Source organism: Escherichia sp. AM3, from assembly GCF_032029835.1.
Lineage (GTDB): Bacteria > Pseudomonadota > Gammaproteobacteria > Enterobacterales > Enterobacteriaceae > Escherichia > Escherichia coli.
In genome coordinates this window covers 42,105-64,080 of the sequence record NZ_JAVUPQ010000009.1, presented here as the reverse complement: position 1 = coordinate 64,080, position 21,976 = coordinate 42,105, and the positions used below count along the sequence as shown (strand labels likewise).

Here is a 21,976-nt window from a genome sequence, read left to right as displayed (position 1 = left end):
GAATAGTTATTTCACTGCAAACGTACTTTCCAGTTTGCTGTAGCCCAGGCCGTTGATCTTTTTCACTTTGATCTGCACCGGAATACGCTCTTTCATCGCTTCTACGTGGCTAATCACACCGATGGTTTTGCCACTGGCGTTCAGGGCATCCAGCGCATCAAGGGCGGTATCCAGCGTTTCGCTATCCAGCGTGCCAAAACCTTCATCAAGGAACAGCGAGTCAATACGTGTTTTATGGCTGACCAGATCCGAAAGCGCCAGCGCCAGCGCCAGACTAACGAGGAAACTTTCGCCGCCGGAAAGGGTACGGGTATCGCGTACCGCATCTGCCTGCCAGGTATCAACAACCTCGACTTCCAGCGCCTCGCTGGCTTTGCGCTGTAACAGATAGCGCCCGTGCAGCCGGGTAAGTTGCTGATTAGCGAGATGGACTAAATTATCCAGCGTCAGCCCCTGGGCAAACTTGCGGAATTTATCGCCCTCTTTGGAACCTATTAGCGAATTCAGATATCCCCAGTCCTCAACCTGCTGCGTCATTTGAGCAATTTGCTGCATTAAGGTTTGTTGTTGCTGACGGTTATCTGCATCCTGCTTCAGCTGCTGGCGAATCTCGCCTTGACTCGTGGTGTTTTCACGCAACTTTTGGTGAGTTTGCGCTAACTCTTGCTGAATCTGCTCCACCGTCACAGTGAGAGCCAACCCGTCAGGTCGGTGTTGTTGATGCTGTGCCAGCGTTTCTGCTGTCTGAGTGACCAGCGTTTGCGCCTGACGGCGCTGGTTTTCCAGATTCTGCTTGAGCTGTTCCAGCTGCGTTAGTGTTTGTTCATCCATTAGCGCCGCAAGGAACGCCTGCTGATCGTCAAAGACGCTGGCCTGTAGCGCGGTGTCAAACTGCGCCTGGGCTTTTTGCAGACTTTGCGCCGCCAGAACATCCTGTTGCTGTAACGTCTGCTGCTGGCTGTGTAATGCGAGACATTGTTCATGAACCTGCCGCCAGTTATCCAGCGCCACAGTTTCTTCGCTGTGCGGGAGATCATCACTTTGCGGCAACGTTTCCAGAATCGGCGTCAGCTGCTGAATACGGTTTTGCAGCGCGGTTAATTCGTTCTGGCGTTGCTGCCAGCTCTGCGCTTCTTGCTGACGTGTCGCCAACCAGCTCTCTTCTTCATCTTCCTGTGGCAATGTCAGTGCATAACCCGCCAATGCCGTTAAGAGCTGCTGCTGGCGTTGTTCAATTTGCTGTTGATACTGGATAATTTGCTGATTATGCGCGGCAATCTGCCCTTGTAATTCATGTCGTTGGCTGAGTAACCGCAGCTGGCGTTCGTGCTCATCTTGTGCATCCAGCCACGGTTGAATATCGTCCTGTGGCTGCAAGGTGATATTGAGGCTGGCCGTGACGGCTTGCCATTGTTGAGTAAGTGCTTGCTCATCTTGTCGGAGGCTTTGCGCTTCGTTTTCATCGCGCTGAAGCTGCTTTGTTAAGGCGTCCAGTTGCCCGCGCAGCGCCGCACCTTCTTCGCCGAGCTTTTTAACTTCGTTTTCCAGCGCCAGTAATCGAGACTGATTAACACCAGGCTCCAGCGCCTGATACGCCTCGACCGCCGGGTGGCTGGTGGAACCACAAAGTGGACAAGGCTGACCCGCCTGTAACTGTGCACGTTGAGCTTCCAGCGTTTTGATGCGCGCTTCCTGCTCGCAAATGGTTTTCACATCGGCAAGTTGCTGCGTCTTTTCTTTATAACGCTGGCGCATTTCGTTAAGTGCGGCGTTACGTTGCGTCTGTTCTTGCGTGACATTCTGGATAGCGACCTGTAACTGCGCCAGACGTTTTTGTTGGGGAACAATCTGTCCATGTAGCGCGACCAGGTGCTGACGCAGTGGGCGTTGCTCAGCATGTTGCGCCAGGGCGGTAGCAACTTCATCGGCGGTTAACGTCAACGTGATCGCCGCAAGCGCATTAAGTTTTTGCTCAGCATGGGTTAACTGTTGCTGCCATTGCCGCAGATGCTCGCGATCGCTGGTTTGTTGGGAGAACTGCGCACGCCAACCCGCCAGTTCGTTGTTCCACTGACGGAAGCGGTCGTGTTCCTGTAACCAGGTATTCAGGCTTTGTTGCTGCTGCTGTAATTCTGCTGACTGCTTCGCCGCGTGGTGGCGAATGCTCGCGCGAAGCGCCATTGTGCTCTGTAAGCGAGTATTTACTTCTTCAATCTGCTGGCGAGTATGCGCCAGCGCCGCGCTGTGTTCTGCGATGCGTTCCCAGTGCGGACGAAGATTTCGTGCCGGTTGTGCCAGACTGAGCGCCGCCAGTTGAGGTTGCGCTTTTTCTTCTTCGGCTAACGCCTGTTGCAAGGCCTGCTGACGGCGGCTGGCTTCTTGCTGCAATTCGTCCAGACGCGTTAACCAGTTTAGTGATTGTTGTTCTTGCTGCTGCGCGGTAAGTAACTGTTTTTCTTCGTCAGTAAGTACCTGCAAACTCGCTGTCAGCGATTGCACTTGTTCCGGCGTGAGCAACGCGACGCCGCTGGCCTGCGCTTGCAGCTTCTCCAGCTCTGTGCGGGCCGATTTGTGCTGCTCAAAAACCATCGCCGAGATTTGCCCGTAGATTTCAGTGCCTGTTAACTCCTCGAGCAATTCCGCGCGTTCTTTGGGTTTGGCATTCAGGAAGGCAGCAAATTGCCCCTGCGAAAGCAGCATCGAACGGGTGAAGCGCCCGTAATCCAGCCCGGTTAACGTCGCTGTCAGTTCCAGCTTATCTTTCACTTTGTCGGCGAGAATTTTGCCGTCGGCGCAGCGCGCCAGCTCTACGCGTGGCACCTGCAAATTACCGTCGGGTTGGTTACGCGCCCGATTCTGGCTCCAGAATGCACGGTACGCTTCACCTTTCACTTCAAACTCCACCTCCGCCAGACATTCGGCGGTATCGCGGGTCATGAGATCATTTTGCGATTGTGAAACGTTAGAGAGACGCGGAGTTTCGTGATACAGCGCCAGACAAATGGCGTCCAGCAGGGTGGTTTTCCCCGCACCTGTTGGGCCGGTAATAGCAAACAGCCCGTTGCTGGCGAACGGCTCGCGGGTGAAATCAATCTTCCATTCGCCTTTTAATGAGTTCAGGTTTTTCAGGCGCAGGCTGAGAATTTTCATGCTTCGTGTTCTCCGGCGAGGGTATGCAACGTCGTGGTGAAAAGATGCTGCAGACGTTGCTGCTGCGATTCATCCAGTTCTTCCAGTGCCAGACGGCGATTGAACACCTCTTCGACGCTGAGTTCGCTGAGGGTTTCACGCTGTTGGCTGGCTAACACACGCTCGCGCTGTTCACGACTCCGACGTACCAGCAATACTTCGACAGGCAATGATTCGGTTAATGCCTGGATTTTGCGCTGAATATCATGCAGATACTCATCAGTAGTGATTTCGATATCCAGCCAGACAGGTGGCTCCTGCGATACATCGCGCCACTGTTCCAGCTGTGCGGTAATCGACGCCAGATCGCCTTTCAGCACTGCCATGGGTTGCGTTACCGGTACGTTCAGGTTTTCTACGCTCTCTAATTTGCCGTTTGAAAATGTCACCAGATGGACATATTTACTCTTACCGCATTCATCAAAACTCAGCGGAATGGGGGAGCCGCAATAGCGAACATGTTCCATGCCGCCAATAATCTGTGCGCGGTGAATATGCCCGAGCGCGATGTAGTCGGCTGGTGGAAAGTTTTGTGCCGGAAACGCGTCCAGCGTGCCAATATAAATGTCACGCACGGCGTCACTTTTACTGGCCCCCACGGTCGTTAAATGTCCCGTGGCGATGATGGGCAGAGGCTGATCGCCGCGCAGTTTGCAGGCATCGGCATAGTGTTGTTGGTAATAATCGGTAATCGCTGCCAGTAAATGCTGCTGTTTTTCAATACCGTTAAGCCCCGCCTGGCTGGTAATAATGTCACGCGGACGTAAAAACGGAATGGGGCACAGCACTGCGCCTGGCGTCCCGTCGCGACGAGGCAAGATTTGCGGCGCATGTCCGGCGCTGGCGACCACGGTAGTATTGAGGAACGCCATGATATCGCGCGATTCATTCAGCGTGGCGACCGAGTCATGGTTTCCTGCCAGTACCACCAGATGACAGCCAGTTTGCTGTAAATTGACAACAAAACGGTTGTATAACGTGCGGGCGTAACTGGGCGGCGAGCCGGTATCGAAAACATCACCGGCAACAATAATCGCATCCACCTGATGGGTTTGTGCTGTCTCCAGCAGCCAGTCAAGAAAAGCCTGATGTTCAGCTTCGCGGCTTTTACTGTAGAAGTTCTGGCCGAGATGCCAGTCTGAGGTGTGAAGGATGCGCATAACGGTTCCCTGGCGAAAAAGCATGGGCGCGATTATACCCAAACAGATGTGCCATTTGCTTTTTTCTGCGCCACGGAAATCAATAACCTGAAGATATGTGCGACGAGCTTTTCATAAATCTGTCATAAATCTGACGCATAATGACGTCGCATTAATGATCGCAACCTATTTATTACAACAGGGCAAATCATGGCGAGACGTATTCTGGTCGTAGAAGATGAAGCTCCAATTCGCGAAATGGTCTGCTTCGTGCTCGAACAAAATGGCTTTCAGCCGGTCGAAGCGGAAGATTATGACAGTGCTGTGAATCAACTGAATGAACCCTGGCCGGATTTAATTCTCCTTGACTGGATGTTACCTGGCGGCTCCGGTATCCAGTTCATCAAACACCTCAAGCGCGAGTCGATGACCCGGGATATTCCAGTGGTGATGTTGACCGCCAGAGGGGAAGAAGAAGATCGCGTGCGCGGCCTTGAAACCGGCGCGGATGACTATATCACCAAGCCGTTTTCGCCGAAGGAGCTGGTGGCGCGAATCAAAGCGGTAATGCGCCGTATTTCGCCAATGGCGGTGGAAGAGGTGATTGAGATGCAGGGATTAAGTCTCGACCCGACATCTCACCGAGTGATGGCGGGCGAAGAGCCGCTGGAGATGGGGCCGACAGAATTTAAACTGCTGCACTTTTTTATGACGCATCCTGAGCGCGTGTACAGCCGCGAGCAGCTGTTAAACCACGTCTGGGGAACTAACGTGTATGTGGAAGACCGCACGGTCGATGTCCACATTCGTCGCCTGCGTAAAGCACTGGAGCCCGGCGGGCATGACCGCATGGTGCAGACCGTGCGCGGTACAGGATATCGTTTTTCAACCCGCTTTTAACGCCTTGCTCATCGGACGCAGAGCAGGGCTTATGATTTCTTAACTGGAGTATCTTACGTGCTGGAACGGCTGTCGTGGAAAAGGCTGGTGCTGGAGCTGCTACTTTGCTGCCTCCCGGCTTTCATCCTGGGTGCATTTTTTGGTTACCTGCCCTGGTTTTTGCTGGCATCGGTAACAGGACTGCTTATCTGGCATTTCTGGAATTTATTGCGCCTTTCATGGTGGCTGTGGGTGGATCGCAGTATGACCCCGCCACCGGGGCGTGGTAGCTGGGAACCGCTACTATACGGCTTACACCAGATGCAGCTGCGAAATAAAAAACGCCGCCGTGAACTGGGCAATCTGATTAAACGCTTTCGTAGCGGCGCGGAGTCGCTGCCCGACGCGGTGGTGCTGACCACGGAAGAGGGCGGTATTTTCTGGTGTAACGGTCTGGCGCAACAAATTCTTGGTTTGCGCTGGCCGGAAGATAACGGGCAGAACATCCTTAACCTACTGCGTTACCCGGAGTTTACGCAATATCTGAAAACGCGTGATTTTTCTCGCCCGCTCAATCTGGTGCTCAACACCGGGCGGCATCTGGAAATTCGCGTCATGCCTTATACCCACAAACAGTTGCTGATGGTGGCGCGTGATGTCACGCAAATGCATCAACTGGAAGGGGCGCGGCGCAACTTTTTCGCCAACGTAAGCCATGAGTTACGCACGCCATTGACCGTGTTACAGGGTTACCTGGAGATGATGGATGAGCAGCCGCTGGAAGGCGCGGTACGCGAAAAAGCGTTGCACACCATGCGCGAGCAGACCCAGCGGATGGAAGGGCTGGTGAAGCAATTGCTGACGCTGTCGAAAATTGAAGCCGCGCCGACGCATTTGCTCAATGAAAAGGTTGATGTGCCGATGATGCTGCGCGTTGTTGAGCGCGAGGCTCAGACTCTGAGTCAGAAAAAACAGACATTTACCTTTGAGATAGATAACGGCCTCAAGGTGTCTGGCAATGAAGATCAGCTACGCAGTGCGATTTCGAACCTGGTCTATAACGCCGTGAATCATACGCCGGAAGGCACGCATATCACCGTACGCTGGCAGCGAGTGCCGCACGGTGCCGAATTTAGCGTTGAAGATAACGGACCGGGCATTGCACCGGAGCATATTCCGCGCCTGACCGAGCGTTTTTATCGCGTTGATAAAGCGCGTTCCCGGCAAACCGGCGGTAGCGGATTAGGGTTAGCGATCGTGAAACATGCGGTGAATCATCACGAAAGTCGCCTGAATATTGAGAGTACAGTAGGAAAAGGAACACGTTTCAGTTTTGTTATCCCGGAACGTTTAATTGCCAAAAACAGCGATTAATCCGCCTTTGTCATCTTTTATTGCCATAAGCCAGTCGATGCTGGCTTATTTTCTTTGCAGTCAAAATACGGGCGTTAGATTTTACAACGGCTGGTGATTTTTTGTTCGCATGATTAGCCATGTCTTTTTCACGGAAATAGTGTTTTATACTGGTTGGTGATTTCTTATCGCTATATACCTCTGGTTTTTAGATCCCTCCTTGCTTTAAAACGTTATAAGCGTTTAAATTGCGCTTCAGGTGCTGTCATACTGACTGCATTAACGCGGTAAATCGAAAAACTATTCTTCGCCGCGCCTGGTTGGGAGTATTTCCCGCTAAAATTGTTTAAATATACCGCTGTATCATCCCCAGGGATTGGCACAAAAATTTAACGTTACAACACCACATCCACAGGCAGTATGATTTATGACCCATCAATTAAGATCGCGCGATATCATCGCTCTGGGCTTTATGACATTTGCGTTGTTCGTCGGCGCAGGTAACATTATTTTCCCTCCAATGGTCGGCTTACAGGCAGGCGAACACGTCTGGACTGCGGCATTCGGCTTCCTCATTACTGCCGTTGGCCTGCCGGTATTAACAGTAGTGGCGCTGGCAAAAGTTGGCGGCGGTGTTGACAGCCTCAGCACGCCAATCGGTAAAGTCGCTGGCGTACTGCTGGCAACGGTTTGTTACCTGGCGGTGGGGCCGCTTTTCGCTACGCCGCGTACAGCTACCGTTTCTTTTGAAGTGGGGATTGCGCCGCTGACGGGTGATTCCGCGCTGCCGCTGTTTATCTACAGCCTGGTCTATTTCGCTATCGTTATTCTGGTTTCGCTCTATCCGGGCAAGCTGCTGGATACCGTGGGCAACTTCCTTGCGCCGCTGAAAATTATCGCGCTGGTCATCCTGTCTGTTGCCGCGATTGTCTGGCCGGCGGGTTCTATCAGCACGGCGACTGAGGCTTATCAAAACGCTGCGTTTTCTAACGGTTTCGTTAACGGCTATCTGACCATGGATACGCTGGGCGCAATGGTGTTTGGTATCGTTATTGTTAACGCGGCGCGTTCTCGTGGCGTTACCGAAGCGCGCCTACTGACCCGTTATACCGTCTGGGCTGGCCTGATGGCGGGTGTTGGTCTGACTCTGCTGTATCTGGCGCTGTTCCGTCTGGGTTCAGACAGCGCGTCGCTGGTCGATCAGTCTGCAAACGGCGCTGCTATTCTGCATGCTTACGTTCAGCACACCTTTGGCGGCGGCGGTAGCTTCCTGCTGGCGGCGTTAATCTTCATCGCCTGCCTGGTAACGGCAGTTGGCCTGACCTGTGCTTGTGCAGAATTCTTTGCCCAGTACGTACCGCTCTCTTATCGTACGCTGGTGTTTATCCTCGGCGGCTTCTCGATGGTGGTTTCTAACCTCGGCTTAAGCCAGCTGATCCAGATCTCCGTACCGGTGCTGACCGCTATTTATCCGCCGTGTATCGCACTGGTTGTATTAAGTTTTACACGCTCATGGTGGCATAATTCGTCCCGCGTGATTGCTCCGCCGATGTTTATCAGCCTGCTTTTTGGTATTCTCGACGGGATCAAAGCATCTGCATTCAGCGATATCTTACCGTCCTGGGCGCAGCGTTTACCGCTGGCCGAACAAGGTCTGGCGTGGTTAATGCCAACAGTGGTGATGGTGGTTCTGGCCATTATCTGGGATCGCGCGGCAGGTCGTCAGGTGACCTCCAGCGCTCACTAAATCACTGAACATTTGTTTTAACCACGGGGCTGCGATGCCCCGTGGTTTTTTATTGTGTTGATGGGTTAGGAATTGATGGAAAGTAAGAACAAGCTAAAGCGTGGGCTAAGTACCCGCCACATACGCTTTATGGCACTGGGTTCAGCAATTGGCACCGGGCTGTTTTACGGTTCGGCAGACGCCATCAAAATGGCCGGTCCGAGCGTGTTGTTGGCCTATATTATCGGTGGTATCGCGGCGTATATCATTATGCGTGCGCTGGGGGAAATGTCGGTACATAACCCGGCCGCCAGCTCTTTCTCGCGTTATGCGCAGGAAAACCTCGGCCCGCTGGCAGGTTACATTACCGGCTGGACCTACTGCTTTGAAATCCTTATTGTCGCCATCGCCGATGTGACCGCTTTTGGTATCTATATGGGTGTCTGGTTCCCGACGGTGCCGCACTGGATTTGGGTACTGAGCGTGGTGCTGATCATTTGCGCCGTAAACCTGATGAGCGTGAAGGTATTCGGTGAGCTGGAATTCTGGTTCTCGTTCTTTAAAGTCGCCACCATCATCATCATGATTGTCGCCGGTTTCGGCATCATCATCTGGGGGATTGGCAACGGCGGGCAACCGACCGGTATTCATAACCTGTGGAGCAACGGCGGCTTCTTCAGTAACGGCTGGCTTGGCATGGTAATGTCGTTGCAAATGGTGATGTTTGCTTACGGTGGGATCGAAATTATCGGGATTACCGCCGGTGAAGCGAAAGATCCTGAGAAATCGATACCGCGTGCGATTAACTCCGTGCCGATGCGTATTCTGGTGTTCTACGTCGGTACGCTGTTCGTCATTATGTCTATCTACCCGTGGAATCAGGTTGGCACTGCCGGTAGCCCGTTCGTGCTGACGTTCCAGCATATGGGCATTACCTTTGCCGCCAGCATTCTTAACTTTGTTGTGCTGACTGCTTCGCTGTCGGCAATTAACAGTGATGTATTTGGCGTAGGCCGTATGCTCCACGGTATGGCAGAGCAGGGCAGCGCGCCGAAAATTTTCAGCAAAACGTCGCGTCGCGGTATTCCGTGGGTTACGGTGCTGGTGATGACTACCGCGCTGCTGTTTGCGGTGTATCTGAACTACATCATGCCGGAAAACGTCTTCCTGGTGATCGCTTCGCTGGCAACCTTCGCCACGGTGTGGGTGTGGATTATGATCCTGCTGTCGCAAATTGCCTTCCGTCGCCGTTTGCCGCCAGAAGAAGTTAAGGCGCTGAAATTTAAAGTGCCGGGTGGGGTAGCAACGACCATCGGCGGGCTGAGTTTCCTGCTCTTTATTATCGGGTTGATTGGTTATCACCCGGATACGCGTATCTCGCTGTATGTCGGTTTCGCGTGGATTGTTGTGCTGTTGATTGGCTGGATGTTTAAGCGTCGCCACGATCGTCAGCTGGCTGAAAACCAATAATACTTGCGTTCTGTAAGCCGGTTCAGGAGGAAATCCTGATCCGGCTATTCCGAAAGTTATCCGCCCCCGTCCTCCTCCCCCAAATATCCTTCAGATGATGAGTGATCCTGCATTAGGCTATGGCAAGGTGATCAGATTTTCATCACAGGGGAATTATGATGTTAAATGCATGGCACCTGCCGGTGCCCCCATTTGTTAAACAAAGCAAAGATCAACTGCTCATAACACTGTGGCTGACGGGCGAAGACCCACCGCAGCGCATTATGCTGCGTACAGAACACGATAACGAAGAAATGTCAGTACCAATGCATAAGCAGCGCAGTCAGCCGCAGCCAGGCGTCACCGCATGGCGTGCGGCGATTGATCTCTCCAGCGGACAACCCCGGCGGCGTTACAGTTTCAAACTGCTGTGGCACGATCGCCAGCGTTGGTTTACACCGCAGGGCTTCAGCCGAATGCCGCCGGCACGACTGGAGCAGTTTGCCGTCGATGTACCGGATATCGGCCCACAATGGGCTGCGGATCAGATTTTTTATCAGATCTTCCCTGATCGTTTTGCGCGTAGTCTTCCTCGTGAAGCTGAACAGGATCATGTCTATTACCATCATGCAGCCGGACAAGAGATCATCTTGCGTGACTGGGATGAACCGGTCACGGCGCAGGCGGGCGGATCAACGTTCTATGGCGGCGATCTGGACGGGATAAGCGAAAAACTGCCGTATCTGAAAAAGCTTGGCGTGACAGCGCTGTATCTCAATCCGGTGTTTAAAGCTCCCAGCGTACATAAATACGATACCGAGGATTATCGCCATGTCGATCCGCAGTTTGGCGGTGATGGGGCGTTGCTGCGTTTGCGACACAATACGCAGCAGCTGGGAATGCGGCTGGTGCTGGACGGCGTGTTTAACCACAGTGGCGATTCCCATGCCTGGTTTGACAGGCACAATCGTGGCACGGGGGGAGCTTGTCACAACCCCGAATCGCCCTGGCGCGACTGGTACTCGTTTAGTGATGATGGCACGGCGCTCGACTGGCTTGGCTATGCCAGCTTGCCGAAGCTGGATTATCAGTCGGAAAGTCTGGTGAATGAAATTTATCGCGGGGAAGACAGTATTGTCCGCCATTGGCTGAAAGCGCCGTGGAGTATGGACGGCTGGCGGCTGGATGTGGTGCATATGCTGGGGGAGGCGGGTGGGGCGCGCAATAATATGCAGCACGTTGCTGGGATCACCGAAGCGGCGAAAGAAACCCAGCCGGAAGCGTATATTGTCGGCGAACATTTTGGCGATGCACGGCAATGGTTACAGGCCGATGTGGAAGATGCCGCCATGAACTATCGTGGCTTCACATTCCCGTTGTGGGGATTTCTTGCCAATACCGATATCTCTTACGATCCGCAGCAAATTGATGCCCAAACCTGTATGGCCTGGATGGATAATTACCGCGCAGGGCTTTCTCATCAACAACAATTACGTATGTTTAATCAGCTCGACAGCCACGATACTGCGCGATTTAAAACGCTGCTCGGTCGGGATATTGCGCGCCTGCCGCTGGCGGTGGTCTGGCTGTTCACCTGGCCTGGTGTACCGTGCATTTATTACGGTGATGAAGTAGGACTGGATGGCAAAAACGATCCGTTTTGCCGTAAACCGTTCCCCTGGCAGGTGGAAAAGCAGGATACGGCGTTATTCGCGCTGTACCAGCGAATGATTGCGCTGCGTAAGAAAAGTCAGGCGCTACGTCATGGCGGCTGTCAGGTGCTGTATGCGGAAGATAACGTGGTGGTATTTGTCCGCGTGCTGAATCAGCAACGTGTACTGGTGGCAATCAACCGTGGCGAGGCCTGTGAAGTGGTGCTACCCGCGTCACCGTTTCTCAATGCCGTGCAATGGCAATGCAAAGAAGGGCATGGGCAACTGACTGACGGGATTCTGGCTTTGCCTGCCATTTCGGCTACGGTATGGATGAACTAACGTTTTATAACGCCTTGCGTGACGCCTGCGCCATCATCCGCGGATAAAACTGCCAGAAGCGGGTTTCGAGGGCGTCATAATGAGCGTCTAAATCGTACCAGGAGTCACGCAGGGCATCCAGACGTGGGCGGCGGCTTGCCATGCCGTTTAACACGTTCTGGATGAAATCCATATCGCGATAGCGCACCAGCCACTGCTCTGACCACAAGTAATTGTTCAGATTGATAAAACGTGGCGGTGAGTCCGGCAAAATCGTCATCACTTGCTCGCGGGCATAACAGACAAATTCCTGTAGCGGAAAGTCCGGCGACAGCTGCGACCAGTGGCGGGAAAGAAAGTGATCCCACATGACATCCAGCGTAATAGGCGCAACGCGGCGCGTTTCACTACGAAACCACTCCCGTGCTTCGCGGACTTCCGGCAGATTGTCAGTCAATACGTCGATACGTCGATGCATATGAATGCCAGCCACGACGTCGGGCGGAAAACTTTCTTCAGGATTTCCGCGTACGAAATCAGCCAGTAAATTGCCGGAAAGCGAGCTTTCCGCGAGATGGGCTAAATGCAGGTGAGCTAAAAAATTCATCGATTATATTCTATCCAAAAGGGGGTAAAGGTTGCAGGGAGAGCGCCCCGGCACTAGACTACCCGCCTCTTATTTTAGTCTGAGTCAGTGTCATGCGCGTTACCGATTTCTCCTTTGAATTGCCCGAATCCCTGATTGCCCACTATCCCATGCCTGAACGCAGTAGCTGTCGTTTACTGTCGCTGGACGGGCCGACGGGCGCGCTGACGCACGGTACTTTCACCGATTTACTTGATAAGCTCAACCCCGGCGATCTTCTGGTTTTTAATAATACCCGCGTGATCCCGGCGCGCCTGTTTGGGCGTAAAGCCAGCGGCGGCAAGATTGAAGTGCTGGTTGAACGGATGCTCGACGACAAACGCATTCTTGCGCATATTCGCGCCTCGAAAGCGCCAAAACCTGGCGCAGAACTGCTGCTGGGCGATGACGAAAGTATTAACGCAACAATGACCGCGCGCCACGGCGCACTGTTTGAAGTCGAATTTAATGATGAACGCTCGGTGCTGGATATTCTCAACAGCATCGGCCATATGCCGCTGCCGCCGTATATCGACCGTCCGGACGAAGACGCTGACCGCGAACTTTATCAAACCGTTTATAGCGAAAAACCGGGCGCGGTTGCAGCCCCGACCGCAGGTCTGCATTTTGACGAGCCTTTGCTGGAAAAATTGCGCGCCAAAGGCGTGGAGATGGCGTTTGTGACGTTGCACGTTGGTGCGGGCACCTTCCAGCCGGTGCGCGTCGACACCATTGAAGATCACATCATGCACTCGGAATACGCTGAAGTACCGCAGGATGTGGTAGACGCGGTACTGGCGGCGAAAGCGCGCGGTAACCGGGTGATTGCGGTTGGCACCACTTCAGTACGTTCGCTGGAAAGCGCGGCTCAGGCAGCGAAAAACGATCTCATTGAACCGTTCTTCGACGATACCCAAATCTTTATCTATCCGGGCTTCCAGTACAAAGTGGTCGATGCGCTGGTGACGAACTTCCACTTGCCAGAGTCGACGCTGATTATGCTGGTTTCGGCCTTTGCCGGTTATCAACACACCATGAACGCCTATAAAGCAGCGGTAGAAGAGAAATATCGCTTTTTTAGTTACGGTGATGCGATGTTTATCACGTACAATCCGCAGGCAATTAATGAGCGCGTCGGGGAGTAATTCCGCGGCGCTGGTTTAAAACGTTGGACTGTTTTTCTGACGTAGTGGAGAAAAAATGAAATTTGAACTGGACACCACCGACGGTCGCGCACGCCGTGGCCGCCTGGTCTTTGATCGTGGCGTAGTGGAAACGCCTTGTTTTATGCCTGTTGGCACCTACGGCACCGTAAAAGGGATGACGCCGGAAGAAGTTGAAGCCACTGGCGCGCAAATTATCCTCGGCAACACCTTCCACCTGTGGCTGCGCCCGGGCCAGGAAATCATGAAACTGCACGGCGATCTGCACGATTTTATGCAGTGGAAGGGGCCGATCCTCACCGACTCCGGCGGCTTCCAGGTCTTCAGCCTTGGCGATATTCGTAAAATCACCGAACAGGGCGTGCACTTCCGTAACCCGATCAACGGCGATCCGATTTTCCTCGATCCTGAAAAATCAATGGAGATTCAGTACGATCTTGGTTCGGATATCGTCATGATCTTTGATGAGTGTACGCCGTATCCTGCTGACTGGGATTACGCAAAACGCTCCATGGAGATGTCTCTGCGTTGGGCGAAGCGTAGCCGTGAGCGTTTTGACAGTCTCGGAAACAAAAATGCGCTGTTTGGTATCATCCAGGGCAGCGTTTACGAAGATTTACGTGATATTTCTGTTAAAGGTCTGGTAGATATCGGTTTTGATGGCTACGCTGTCGGCGGTCTGGCTGTGGGTGAGCCGAAAGCAGATATGCACCGCATTCTGGAGCATGTATGCCCGCAAATTCCGGCAGACAAACCGCGTTACCTGATGGGCGTTGGTAAACCAGAAGACCTGGTTGAAGGCGTACGTCGTGGTATCGATATGTTTGACTGCGTAATGCCAACCCGCAACGCCCGAAATGGTCATTTGTTCGTGACCGATGGCGTGGTGAAAATCCGCAATGCGAAGTATAAGAGCGATACTGGCCCACTCGATCCTGAGTGTGATTGCTACACCTGTCGCAATTATTCACGCGCTTACTTGCATCATCTTGACCGTTGCAACGAAATATTAGGCGCGCGACTCAACACCATTCATAACCTTCGTTACTACCAGCGTTTGATGGCGGGTTTACGCAAGGCTATTGAAGAGGGTAAATTAGAGAGCTTCGTAACTGATTTTTACCAGCGTCAGGGGCGAGAAGTACCACCTTTGAACGTTGATTAATATTAATAATGAGGGAAATTTAATGAGCTTTTTTATTTCTGATGCGGTAGCGGCAACGGGTGCACCGGCGCAAGGTAGCCCGATGTCTTTGATTTTGATGCTGGTGGTATTCGGTCTGATTTTCTATTTCATGATCCTGCGTCCACAGCAGAAGCGCACCAAAGAACACAAAAAGCTGATGGACTCCATTGCCAAAGGTGATGAAGTTCTGACGAACGGTGGCCTGGTTGGTCGCGTAACCAAAGTAGCGGAAAACGGCTACATTGCTATCGCGCTGAATGACACCACTGAAGTAGTTATTAAACGTGACTTCGTAGCTGCCGTCCTGCCGAAAGGCACCATGAAGGCGCTGTAATTAAAATTTTTCCCTAAGGGAATTGCCGTGTTAAACCGTTATCCTTTGTGGAAGTACGTCATGCTGATCGTGGTGATTGTCATCGGTCTGCTGTATGCGCTTCCCAACCTGTTTGGTGAGGATCCGGCTGTTCAGATCACTGGTGCGCGCGGAGTCGCCGCCAGTGAGCAAACGCTGATCCAGGTCCAGAAAACGTTACAAGAAGAAAAAATAACTGCTAAGTCTGTGGCACTGGAAGAGGGCGCTATTCTTGCGCGCTTCGACTCCACTGACACCCAGCTGCGCGCTCGTGAAGCATTAATGGGCGTTATGGGTGACAAATACGTCGTGGCGCTTAACCTTGCCCCGGCAACGCCGCGCTGGCTGGCAGCTATTCACGCTGAGCCGATGAAGCTCGGCCTTGACCTGCGTGGCGGCGTTCACTTCCTGATGGAAGTGGATATGGACACCGCGCTTGGCAAACTCCAGGAACAAAATATCGATAGCCTGCGCAGCGATCTGCGTGAAAAGGGCATCCCGTATACCACCGTTCGTAAAGAAAACAACTACGGCCTGAGCATTACTTTCCGCGATGCTAAAGCTCGTGATGAAGCCATTGCGTATCTGAGCAAGCGCCATCCGGACCTGGTGATTAGTAGCCAGGGCAGCAACCAGCTGCGTGCGGTAATGAGCGATGCTCGTCTGAGTGAAGCGCGTGAATATGCGGTGCAGCAGAACATCAATATCCTGCGTAACCGTGTAAACCAACTTGGCGTGGCGGAGCCGGTGGTTCAGCGTCAGGGTGCTGACCGTATCGTTGTTGAACTGCCAGGTATTCAGGACACTGCGCGTGCGAAAGAGATTCTGGGTGCGACGGCAACGCTGGAATTCCGTCTGGTAAACACCAACGTTGACCAGGCCGCTGCGGCATCCGGTCGCGTACCGGGCGACTCTGAAGTGAAACAGACCCGCGAAGGTCAGCCAGTTGTGCTGTACAAACGCGTAATTCTGACCGGTGACCATATCACCGACTCCACTTCCAGCCAGGACGAATACAACCAACCGCAGGTTAACATCTCGCTCGATAGCGCTGGTGGTAACATCATGTCTAACTTCACTAAGGACAACATCGGCAAACCGATGGCAACCCTGTTTGTGGAGTACAAAGACAGCGGTAAGAAAGATGCAAATGGTCGTGCGGTTCTGGTGAAACAGGAAGAGGTGATTAACATCGCCAACATCCAGTCTCGTCTGGGTAACAGCTTCCGTATCACCGGCATCAACAACCCGAACGAAGCCCGTCAGCTGTCACTGCTGCTGCGTGCCGGTGCGTTGATCGCGCCGATTCAGATTGTTGAAGAACGTACCATTGGCCCGACCCTGGGTATGCAGAACATTGAGCAGGGGCTGGAGGCTTGCCTTGCCGGTCTGCTGGTTTCTATTCTGTTCATGATCATCTTCTATAAGAAATTTGGTCTGATTGCGACCAGTGCTCTGATTGCCAACTTGATCTTGATCGTCGGCATTATGTCGCTGTTGCCAGGCGCAACGCTGAGTATGCCAGGTATCGCGGGTATCGTCTTAACACTTGCGGTAGCGGTCGATGCGAACGTACTTATCAACGAACGTATTAAAGAAGAGTTGAGCAACGGACGTACTGTTCAACAGGCAATTGATGAAGGTTATCGTGGCGCATTCAGTTCTATCTTCGATGCGAACATCACCACGCTGATTAAAGTCATCATCCTGTACGCAGTGGGTACCGGGGCAATTAAAGGGTTCGCGATTACTACCGGTATCGGTGTGGCGACGTCGATGTTTACCGCGATTGTCGGTACGCGTGCCATCGTAAACCTGCTATATGGCGGCAAGCGCGTCAAGAAGCTGTCAATCTGAGGAGTGCGATGTGGCACAGGAATATACTGTTGAACAACTAAACCATGGCCGTAAAGTCTATGACTTTATGCGCTGGGACTACTGGGCTTTCGGCATCTCTGGTCTGCTGTTAATCGCCGCTATCGTTATTATGGGCGTGCGCGGCTTTAACTGGGGGCTGGATTTCACCGGTGGTACGGTTATTGAAATTACGCTCGAAAAACCGGCTGAAATTGACGTAATGCGTGATGCATTGCAAAAAGCCGGTTTTGAAGAGCCGATGCTGCAAAACTTTGGTAGCAGCCATGACATCATGGTCCGTATGCCGCCTGCTGAAGGCGAAACCGGCGGTCAGGTGTTGGGCAGCCAGGTTCTGAAGGTGATTAACGAATCCACCAATCAGAATGCAGCAGTGAAGCGTATTGAGTTCGTCGGTCCGAGCGTGGGGGCAGACCTTGCGCAAACCGGTGCGATGGCGTTGATGGCAGCGCTGCTGTCTATCCTCGTGTACGTAGGTTTCCGCTTTGAGTGGCGACTGGCGGCAGGGGTGGTTATTGCGCTGGCGCACGACGTTATCATTACGCTGGGTATTTTGTCGTTATTCCATATCGAGATTGACCTGACCATTGTGGCATCGTTGATGTCGGTTATCGGTTACTCGCTTAACGACAGTATCGTGGTATCGGACCGTATTCGTGAAAACTTCCGCAAGATCCGTCGCGGTACGCCTTACGAAATCTTTAACGTGTCCTTGACCCAGACGCTGCACCGTACCTTGATCACATCCGGTACTACCTTGATGGTTATCCTGATGCTGTACCTCTTCGGTGGTCCGGTACTGGAAGGCTTCTCGCTGACCATGCTTATCGGTGTTTCCATCGGTACTGCATCTTCCATCTATGTGGCATCTGCGTTGGCTCTGAAACTGGGTATGAAGCGCGAACACATGTTGCAGCAGAAAGTGGAAAAAGAAGGGGCGGATCAGCCGTCAATTCTGCCGTAATCAAGTTCCCGTTGATGTTGAAAATCCCGGTCAGAAGATCGGGATTTTTTTGATGTATGGAGATTGCGAAAATCCCCGCATCTTGGGAAACTGCGCGTAACCCTACATTTCATCCAGGTAACTTTTCATGGCTATCATCCCAAAAAACTATGCGCGGTTAGAAAGCGGCTATCGCGAAAAAGCATTAAAAATCTATCCGTGGGTCTGCGGTCGCTGTTCCCGCGAGTTTGTTTATTCCAACCTGCGTGAACTTACCGTTCACCACATTGATCACGACCATACCAATAACCCGGAAGATGGCAGTAACTGGGAATTGTTGTGTCTCTATTGCCACGATCATGAGCATTCGAAATATACCGAAGCGGATCAGTATGGTACGACCGTTATCGCAGGGGAAGATGCGCAGAAAGATGTCGGTGAAGCGAAGTACAACCCATTCGCTGACCTGAAAGCGATGATGAACAAGAAGAAGTGATTAAAACGTAAAATTGCCTGATGCGCTACGCTTATCAGGCCTACGTTATTTCAGCAATATATTGAATTTACGTGCTTTTGTTGGCCGGACAAAGCGTTTACGCCGCATCCGGCATGAACAAAGCACACGTTGTTAACAATCAGAAATGCCGGGAATAAATCCCGGCATTTTCATAATCAGAAGTTGTAACCTACTACCAGGTAACCACCCCAGCCGGTAGAGCGAACGTTGAAGTTGCCGTTGCCGAAGTTCAGTTCTGCATCGTCGTTCCACTGACCACCGTCGTGCCAGTAACGAGCTACGACAGAGTAGTGCCAGTGATCGTAGTTCAGAGCCAGAATATGGCTGGAAGCGATAGAGTTATTAGTACGGGTCTTAATACCGTTGATTGCGTTACCGCTGTCATCCCCTAAATCGGAACCCCAGTCGAAGTTGGTGAAGCCGATGTAGCTCAGCTGACCGCCCCACAGATCGGTAATCGGCACAAAGTATTTAATTTTGAAACGGTAACCGTCCCACTCGTTTTCGTTCGCTGCGCCATAGTTCTGCCACTGGTATTTCGCATAGACGTTCATGGACAGGCTCATCGGCAGGCCAGTGTCGATATCGGTACCCAGACCCATGTACCAGGTGCTCTGGCGACCATCTTTATTACGACCCATGTCGTAAATGTAGTTGTTCGCGAAGTACCACTCTTTGAACGGACCGAAGCTAAGGTCAGTATTGGTCAGCTTGTCGATGGAGAAACGTGGTTCGATTTCCATAAACAGCGGAGAACCGTGGTTCCAGATACCTTTTGCATCGGAGTTACCGCCGAAGAATACCGGCGCATCCGCATAACCATAGAAGTCGAACCAGTCTTTTTTAGCGAATGCTTCGTACTCAAGGTAGGTATCGTTGCGGATCTGCGGTCCGAAACGGGTGTGATAGCTTCCGACAACGTTAACGCTCTGGTGCCACCAGTCGGAAAGATACTGCGGTTTGTCGTTTTCAGCTGCGTTGACAGTAAAAGACGAAGAGAGCGCCAGTACCGCACCGGCTGCCAGTAATGTTTTTTTCATATGTATGCCACTGTTTGAAAATCCCTTGCGGGAGTGAAAAAGGCGCAAATTGCGTTTCTAAATATTTCGTATACAGAGGAGCCTATTATAAAAATCATTGCTCACAAAAATATGTTTCGTTTCACAGTTCTATCATTTACGTAATCGATTGCGTTCACGTTTACACACATTCGGGCAGGGATTGTACTGACTTTCACCCTTGTTGCAAACTTTTACTATCAATCTGGGTGATGTAAGCGGAGTAACAAAATGACGGGGAAAGATGTTGCGGGACGCACAAAATTGCCCCGCAATACGTTTAATGCATAACAGGTTGAATGTCGTGGATACGTACAAAGCCTAATTGATCCACAGAAATCCCCTTTAACTGTAACGGAATATCAACATCGCTGGGGGCAAGGACGCTGGCAGGGGCATTAATCAATTGATTCTGCACATTGATTTCCTGAAAGTTGTCTATTGTTCCCTGAATTTGCCCATATTCAACAGTTCCGCTGAATGCGGGCAAGGGATCATTCGACTCGCCCTGAATACGTAGCGTCAGGGTGGTGCCATCTGTATCAGGCGTAATATTCACCAGCGACATACGTAAAGTACCGATCTGGCTTTCCAGTCTTGCCGGTGTTTTCGCTCCAGGCAGAAGGTAAACCCCACTGCTGGATTTTGCATTCAGCCTGTTTTGCTGAGTGATTTTGACTGTTTCTTGATTGAGTTGCGTCATCTCCTGGTTCAGCGTGCTGACGCTGTGTTTCATCTGTCGCACTTCACTTTGCTGCACACAGGCGCTAAGGCTGAACAGGCTTCCCAGCAGGAGCAGTCGAAAAACGTTAGTATTCATAGGTCGTCCCTTTCTCGTCGCAATTAGCCTAATGGTAGAGGGTAAAAGCAGCGAAAGCATCGATCCTTTATCTCAAAAGCGTTGCGCCTTTGTTGTATCGTCAGTTCAGGGTAAAATAGATTTCCGTTAACCACCTGGTCAGGACGCCGTATGCATTGCCCATTCTGTTTCGCCGTGGACACTAAGGTAATTGACTCTCGTCTCGTGGGCGAGGGTTCATCCGTACGCCGCCGTCGGCAGTGTCTGGTGTGTAATGAACGTTTCACCACCTTTGAAGTGGCGGAGCTGGTTATGCCGCGTGTTGTAAAAAGCAACGACGTGCGTGAACCGTTTAATGAAGAGAAATTGCGTAGCGGAATGCTGCGGGCGCTGGAAAAACGTCCGGTGAGTTCCGATGACGTCGAAATGGCAATCAATCATATTAAATCGCAGCTGCGCGCCACCGGTGAGCGCGAAGTGCCGAGCAAGATGATTGGCAATCTGGTGATGGAGCAATTGAAAAAGCTCGATAAAGTCGCCTATATCCGTTTTGCCTCTGTCTACCGCAGTTTCGAAGATATCAAAGAATTTGGCGAAGAGATCGCGCGCCTGGAGGACTAAGCCGTGCAGGACGAGTATTACATGGCGCGGGCGCTAAAGCTGGCGCAACGAGGACGTTTTACCACGCATCCCAACCCGAATGTCGGGTGCGTCATTGTCAAAGATGGCGAAATTGTCGGTGAAGGTTACCACCAACGTGCGGGTGAACCACATGCCGAAGTACACGCGTTGCGTATGGCGGGTGAAAAAGCCAAAGGTGCGACCGCCTATGTCACACTCGAACCCTGTAGCCATCATGGTCGTACGCCACCGTGCTGTGACGCACTCATCGCCGCTGGCGTAGCGCGCGTGGTTGCCTCGATGCAAGATCCTAACCCGCAGGTCGCTGGGCGTGGACTTTACCGTCTGCAACAGGCTGGCATTGACGTCAGCCACGGCCTGATGATGAGTGAAGCCGAGCAATTGAATAAAGGCTTTCTCAAGCGGATGCGCACCGGCTTTCCTTATATTCAGTTAAAACTTGGCGCATCGCTTGATGGTCGCACGGCGATGGCGAGCGGCGAAAGCCAGTGGATCACTTCGCCCCAGGCGCGGCGTGATGTACAACTACTGCGCGCGCAAAGTCATGCCATTTTAACCAGCAGCGCCACGGTGCTGGCGGATGATCCTGCCTTAACGGTGCGTTGGTCTGAACTGGATGAACAAACTCAGGCGCTCTATCCGCAACAAAATCTCCGTCAGCCGATACGTATTGTGATTGATAGCCAAAATCGCGTGACGCCGGTACATCGCATTGTGCAGCAGCCCGGCGAAACCTGGTTCGCGCGTACGCAGGAAGATTCTCGTGAGTGGCCGGAAACGGTGCGTACCTTGCTGATTCCAGCGCATAAAGGTCATCTGGATCTGGTTGTACTGATGATGCAACTGGGTAAACAGCAAATTAACAGCATCTGGGTGGAAGCGGGGCCAACGCTCGCTGGCGCATTGCTGCAGGCGGGTTTAGTCGATGAGCTGATTGTCTATATCGCACCTAAACTATTAGGCAGCGACGCCCGTGGATTATGCTCGCTGCCAGGGCTTGAGAAATTAGCCGACGCCCCCCAATTTAAATTCAAAGAGATACGTCATGTAGGCCCGGATGTTTGCCTGCATTTAGTAGGTGCATGATCTCCCGGCTCGAAAGGGAAGC

At 52.3% G+C, this 21,976-nt stretch carries 18 protein-coding genes; 13 read left to right on the top strand and 5 right to left on the bottom strand.

Annotated features, from left to right (window positions below; translation table 11 throughout):
* Positions 1 to 6: 6 nt before the first annotated feature.
* Together sbcC and sbcD are read right to left on the bottom strand one after the other, a co-directional pair.
* Positions 7 to 3,150, bottom strand: coding sequence for an exonuclease subunit SbcC (gene sbcC / locus RTW80_RS06375; RefSeq protein ID WP_000698907.1), 3,144 nt, complete (start codon positions 3,148 to 3,150; stop codon positions 7 to 9).
* Positions 3,147 to 4,349, bottom strand: coding sequence for an exonuclease subunit SbcD (sbcD, locus tag RTW80_RS06370; protein WP_001221319.1), 1,203 nt, complete (start codon positions 4,347 to 4,349; stop codon positions 3,147 to 3,149). The genes sbcC and sbcD overlap by 4 nt, the downstream gene beginning before the upstream one ends.
* Before the next feature lie 189 nt (positions 4,350 to 4,538).
* On the opposite strand from sbcD, the gene phoB reads away from it, so the two are divergent.
* The 5 genes from phoB (at position 4,539) to malZ (ending at position 11,729) form a co-directional block, all read left to right on the top strand.
* A complete protein-coding gene (phoB, locus tag RTW80_RS06365) occupies positions 4,539 to 5,228 on the top strand; it encodes a phosphate response regulator transcription factor PhoB (protein WP_000113933.1) in 690 nt (229 codons plus the stop codon).
* Between the two features lie 57 nt (positions 5,229 to 5,285).
* Positions 5,286 to 6,581, top strand: coding sequence for a phosphate regulon sensor histidine kinase PhoR (gene phoR / locus RTW80_RS06360; RefSeq protein WP_000893603.1), 1,296 nt, complete (start codon positions 5,286 to 5,288; stop codon positions 6,579 to 6,581).
* A 406-nt stretch (positions 6,582 to 6,987) separates the two neighbouring features.
* Entirely contained in the window at positions 6,988 to 8,307 is a 1,320-nt protein-coding gene (brnQ, locus tag RTW80_RS06355; RefSeq protein WP_000149639.1) for a branched-chain amino acid transporter carrier protein BrnQ, read from the top strand.
* Between the two features lie 75 nt (positions 8,308 to 8,382).
* Positions 8,383 to 9,756, top strand: a complete 1,374-nt coding sequence (gene proY, locus RTW80_RS06350) for a proline-specific permease ProY (RefSeq protein WP_312718687.1) — start codon at positions 8,383 to 8,385, stop codon at positions 9,754 to 9,756.
* Positions 9,757 to 9,911: 155 nt separating this feature from the next.
* Positions 9,912 to 11,729, top strand: coding sequence for a maltodextrin glucosidase (gene malZ / locus RTW80_RS06345; RefSeq protein WP_001300528.1), 1,818 nt, complete (start codon positions 9,912 to 9,914; stop codon positions 11,727 to 11,729).
* 4 nt (positions 11,730 to 11,733) lie between these two features.
* Here malZ and acpH read toward each other — a convergent pair whose 3' ends face one another.
* Positions 11,734 to 12,315: an ACP phosphodiesterase gene (acpH, locus tag RTW80_RS06340; RefSeq protein WP_001009885.1), complete on the bottom strand. Its 582-nt coding sequence runs from the start codon at positions 12,313 to 12,315 to the stop codon at positions 11,734 to 11,736.
* A gap of 92 nt (positions 12,316 to 12,407) precedes the next feature.
* On the opposite strand from acpH, the gene queA reads away from it, so the two are divergent.
* The 6 genes from queA (at position 12,408) to yajD (ending at position 18,348) form a co-directional block, all read left to right on the top strand.
* A complete protein-coding gene (gene queA, locus RTW80_RS06335) occupies positions 12,408 to 13,478 on the top strand; it encodes a tRNA preQ1(34) S-adenosylmethionine ribosyltransferase-isomerase QueA (RefSeq protein ID WP_001266503.1) in 1,071 nt (356 codons plus the stop codon).
* A 55-nt stretch (positions 13,479 to 13,533) separates the two neighbouring features.
* Positions 13,534 to 14,661 carry a tRNA guanosine(34) transglycosylase Tgt gene (tgt, locus tag RTW80_RS06330; protein ID WP_000667319.1) on the top strand — a complete coding sequence of 376 codons (1,128 nt, stop codon included), beginning with the start codon at positions 13,534 to 13,536 and terminating at the stop codon, positions 14,659 to 14,661.
* A 22-nt stretch (positions 14,662 to 14,683) separates the two neighbouring features.
* The gene (gene yajC, locus RTW80_RS06325) at positions 14,684 to 15,016 is read left to right on the top strand and encodes a preprotein translocase subunit YajC (RefSeq protein ID WP_000007629.1); all 333 of its coding nucleotides are present in this window, start codon (positions 14,684 to 14,686) and stop codon (positions 15,014 to 15,016) included.
* Between the two features lie 27 nt (positions 15,017 to 15,043).
* A complete protein-coding gene (secD, locus tag RTW80_RS06320) occupies positions 15,044 to 16,891 on the top strand; it encodes a protein translocase subunit SecD (RefSeq protein WP_000934822.1) in 1,848 nt (615 codons plus the stop codon).
* A gap of 10 nt (positions 16,892 to 16,901) precedes the next feature.
* Positions 16,902 to 17,873, top strand: coding sequence for a protein translocase subunit SecF (secF, locus tag RTW80_RS06315; protein ID WP_000046637.1), 972 nt, complete (start codon positions 16,902 to 16,904; stop codon positions 17,871 to 17,873).
* 127 nt (positions 17,874 to 18,000) lie between these two features.
* On the top strand, positions 18,001 to 18,348 hold the full coding sequence (gene yajD, locus RTW80_RS06310; RefSeq protein WP_000974813.1) for an HNH nuclease YajD: 348 nt from the start codon (positions 18,001 to 18,003) through the stop codon (positions 18,346 to 18,348).
* 176 nt (positions 18,349 to 18,524) lie between these two features.
* Here the strand turns inward: yajD and tsx are convergent, their stop codons facing one another.
* Together tsx and RTW80_RS06300 are read right to left on the bottom strand one after the other, a co-directional pair.
* On the bottom strand, positions 18,525 to 19,409 hold the full coding sequence (gene tsx, locus RTW80_RS06305) for a nucleoside-specific channel-forming protein Tsx (protein ID WP_001295328.1): 885 nt from the start codon (positions 19,407 to 19,409) through the stop codon (positions 18,525 to 18,527).
* Between the two features lie 298 nt (positions 19,410 to 19,707).
* Entirely contained in the window at positions 19,708 to 20,247 is a 540-nt protein-coding gene (locus RTW80_RS06300; RefSeq protein WP_001301329.1) for a DUF3251 domain-containing protein, read from the bottom strand.
* A 150-nt stretch (positions 20,248 to 20,397) separates the two neighbouring features.
* Between RTW80_RS06300 and nrdR the strand changes: the two genes are divergently transcribed.
* Both nrdR and ribD read left to right on the top strand, forming a co-directional pair.
* Entirely contained in the window at positions 20,398 to 20,847 is a 450-nt protein-coding gene (nrdR, locus tag RTW80_RS06295) for a transcriptional regulator NrdR (protein WP_000543535.1), read from the top strand.
* Between the two features lie 3 nt (positions 20,848 to 20,850).
* A complete protein-coding gene (ribD, locus tag RTW80_RS06290; RefSeq protein ID WP_001150456.1) occupies positions 20,851 to 21,954 on the top strand; it encodes a bifunctional diaminohydroxyphosphoribosylaminopyrimidine deaminase/5-amino-6-(5-phosphoribosylamino)uracil reductase RibD in 1,104 nt (367 codons plus the stop codon).
* Positions 21,955 to 21,976 lie beyond the last annotated feature (22 nt).

Excerpts from the sequence above, each read along its gene's own strand:
- sbcC (WP_000698907.1), bottom strand. The coding sequence starts at position 3,150 with ATGAAAATTCTCAGCCTGCGCCTGAAAAACCTGAACTCATTAAAAGGC.
- sbcD (WP_001221319.1), bottom strand. The coding sequence starts at position 4,349 with ATGCGCATCCTTCACACCTCAGACTGGCATCTCGGCCAGAACTTCTAC.
- phoB (WP_000113933.1), top strand. The coding sequence starts at position 4,539 with ATGGCGAGACGTATTCTGGTCGTAGAAGATGAAGCTCCAATTCGCGAA.
- brnQ (WP_000149639.1), top strand. The coding sequence starts at position 6,988 with ATGACCCATCAATTAAGATCGCGCGATATCATCGCTCTGGGCTTTATG.
- proY (WP_312718687.1), top strand. The coding sequence starts at position 8,383 with ATGGAAAGTAAGAACAAGCTAAAGCGTGGGCTAAGTACCCGCCACATA.
- malZ (WP_001300528.1), top strand. The coding sequence starts at position 9,912 with ATGATGTTAAATGCATGGCACCTGCCGGTGCCCCCATTTGTTAAACAA.
- acpH (WP_001009885.1), bottom strand. The coding sequence starts at position 12,315 with ATGAATTTTTTAGCTCACCTGCATTTAGCCCATCTCGCGGAAAGCTCG.
- queA (WP_001266503.1), top strand. The coding sequence starts at position 12,408 with ATGCGCGTTACCGATTTCTCCTTTGAATTGCCCGAATCCCTGATTGCC.
- tgt (WP_000667319.1), top strand. The coding sequence starts at position 13,534 with ATGAAATTTGAACTGGACACCACCGACGGTCGCGCACGCCGTGGCCGC.
- yajC (WP_000007629.1), top strand. The coding sequence starts at position 14,684 with ATGAGCTTTTTTATTTCTGATGCGGTAGCGGCAACGGGTGCACCGGCG.
- yajD (WP_000974813.1), top strand. The coding sequence starts at position 18,001 with ATGGCTATCATCCCAAAAAACTATGCGCGGTTAGAAAGCGGCTATCGC.
- tsx (WP_001295328.1), bottom strand. The coding sequence starts at position 19,409 with ATGAAAAAAACATTACTGGCAGCCGGTGCGGTACTGGCGCTCTCTTCG.
- RTW80_RS06300 (WP_001301329.1), bottom strand. The coding sequence starts at position 20,247 with ATGAATACTAACGTTTTTCGACTGCTCCTGCTGGGAAGCCTGTTCAGC.
- nrdR (WP_000543535.1), top strand. The coding sequence starts at position 20,398 with ATGCATTGCCCATTCTGTTTCGCCGTGGACACTAAGGTAATTGACTCT.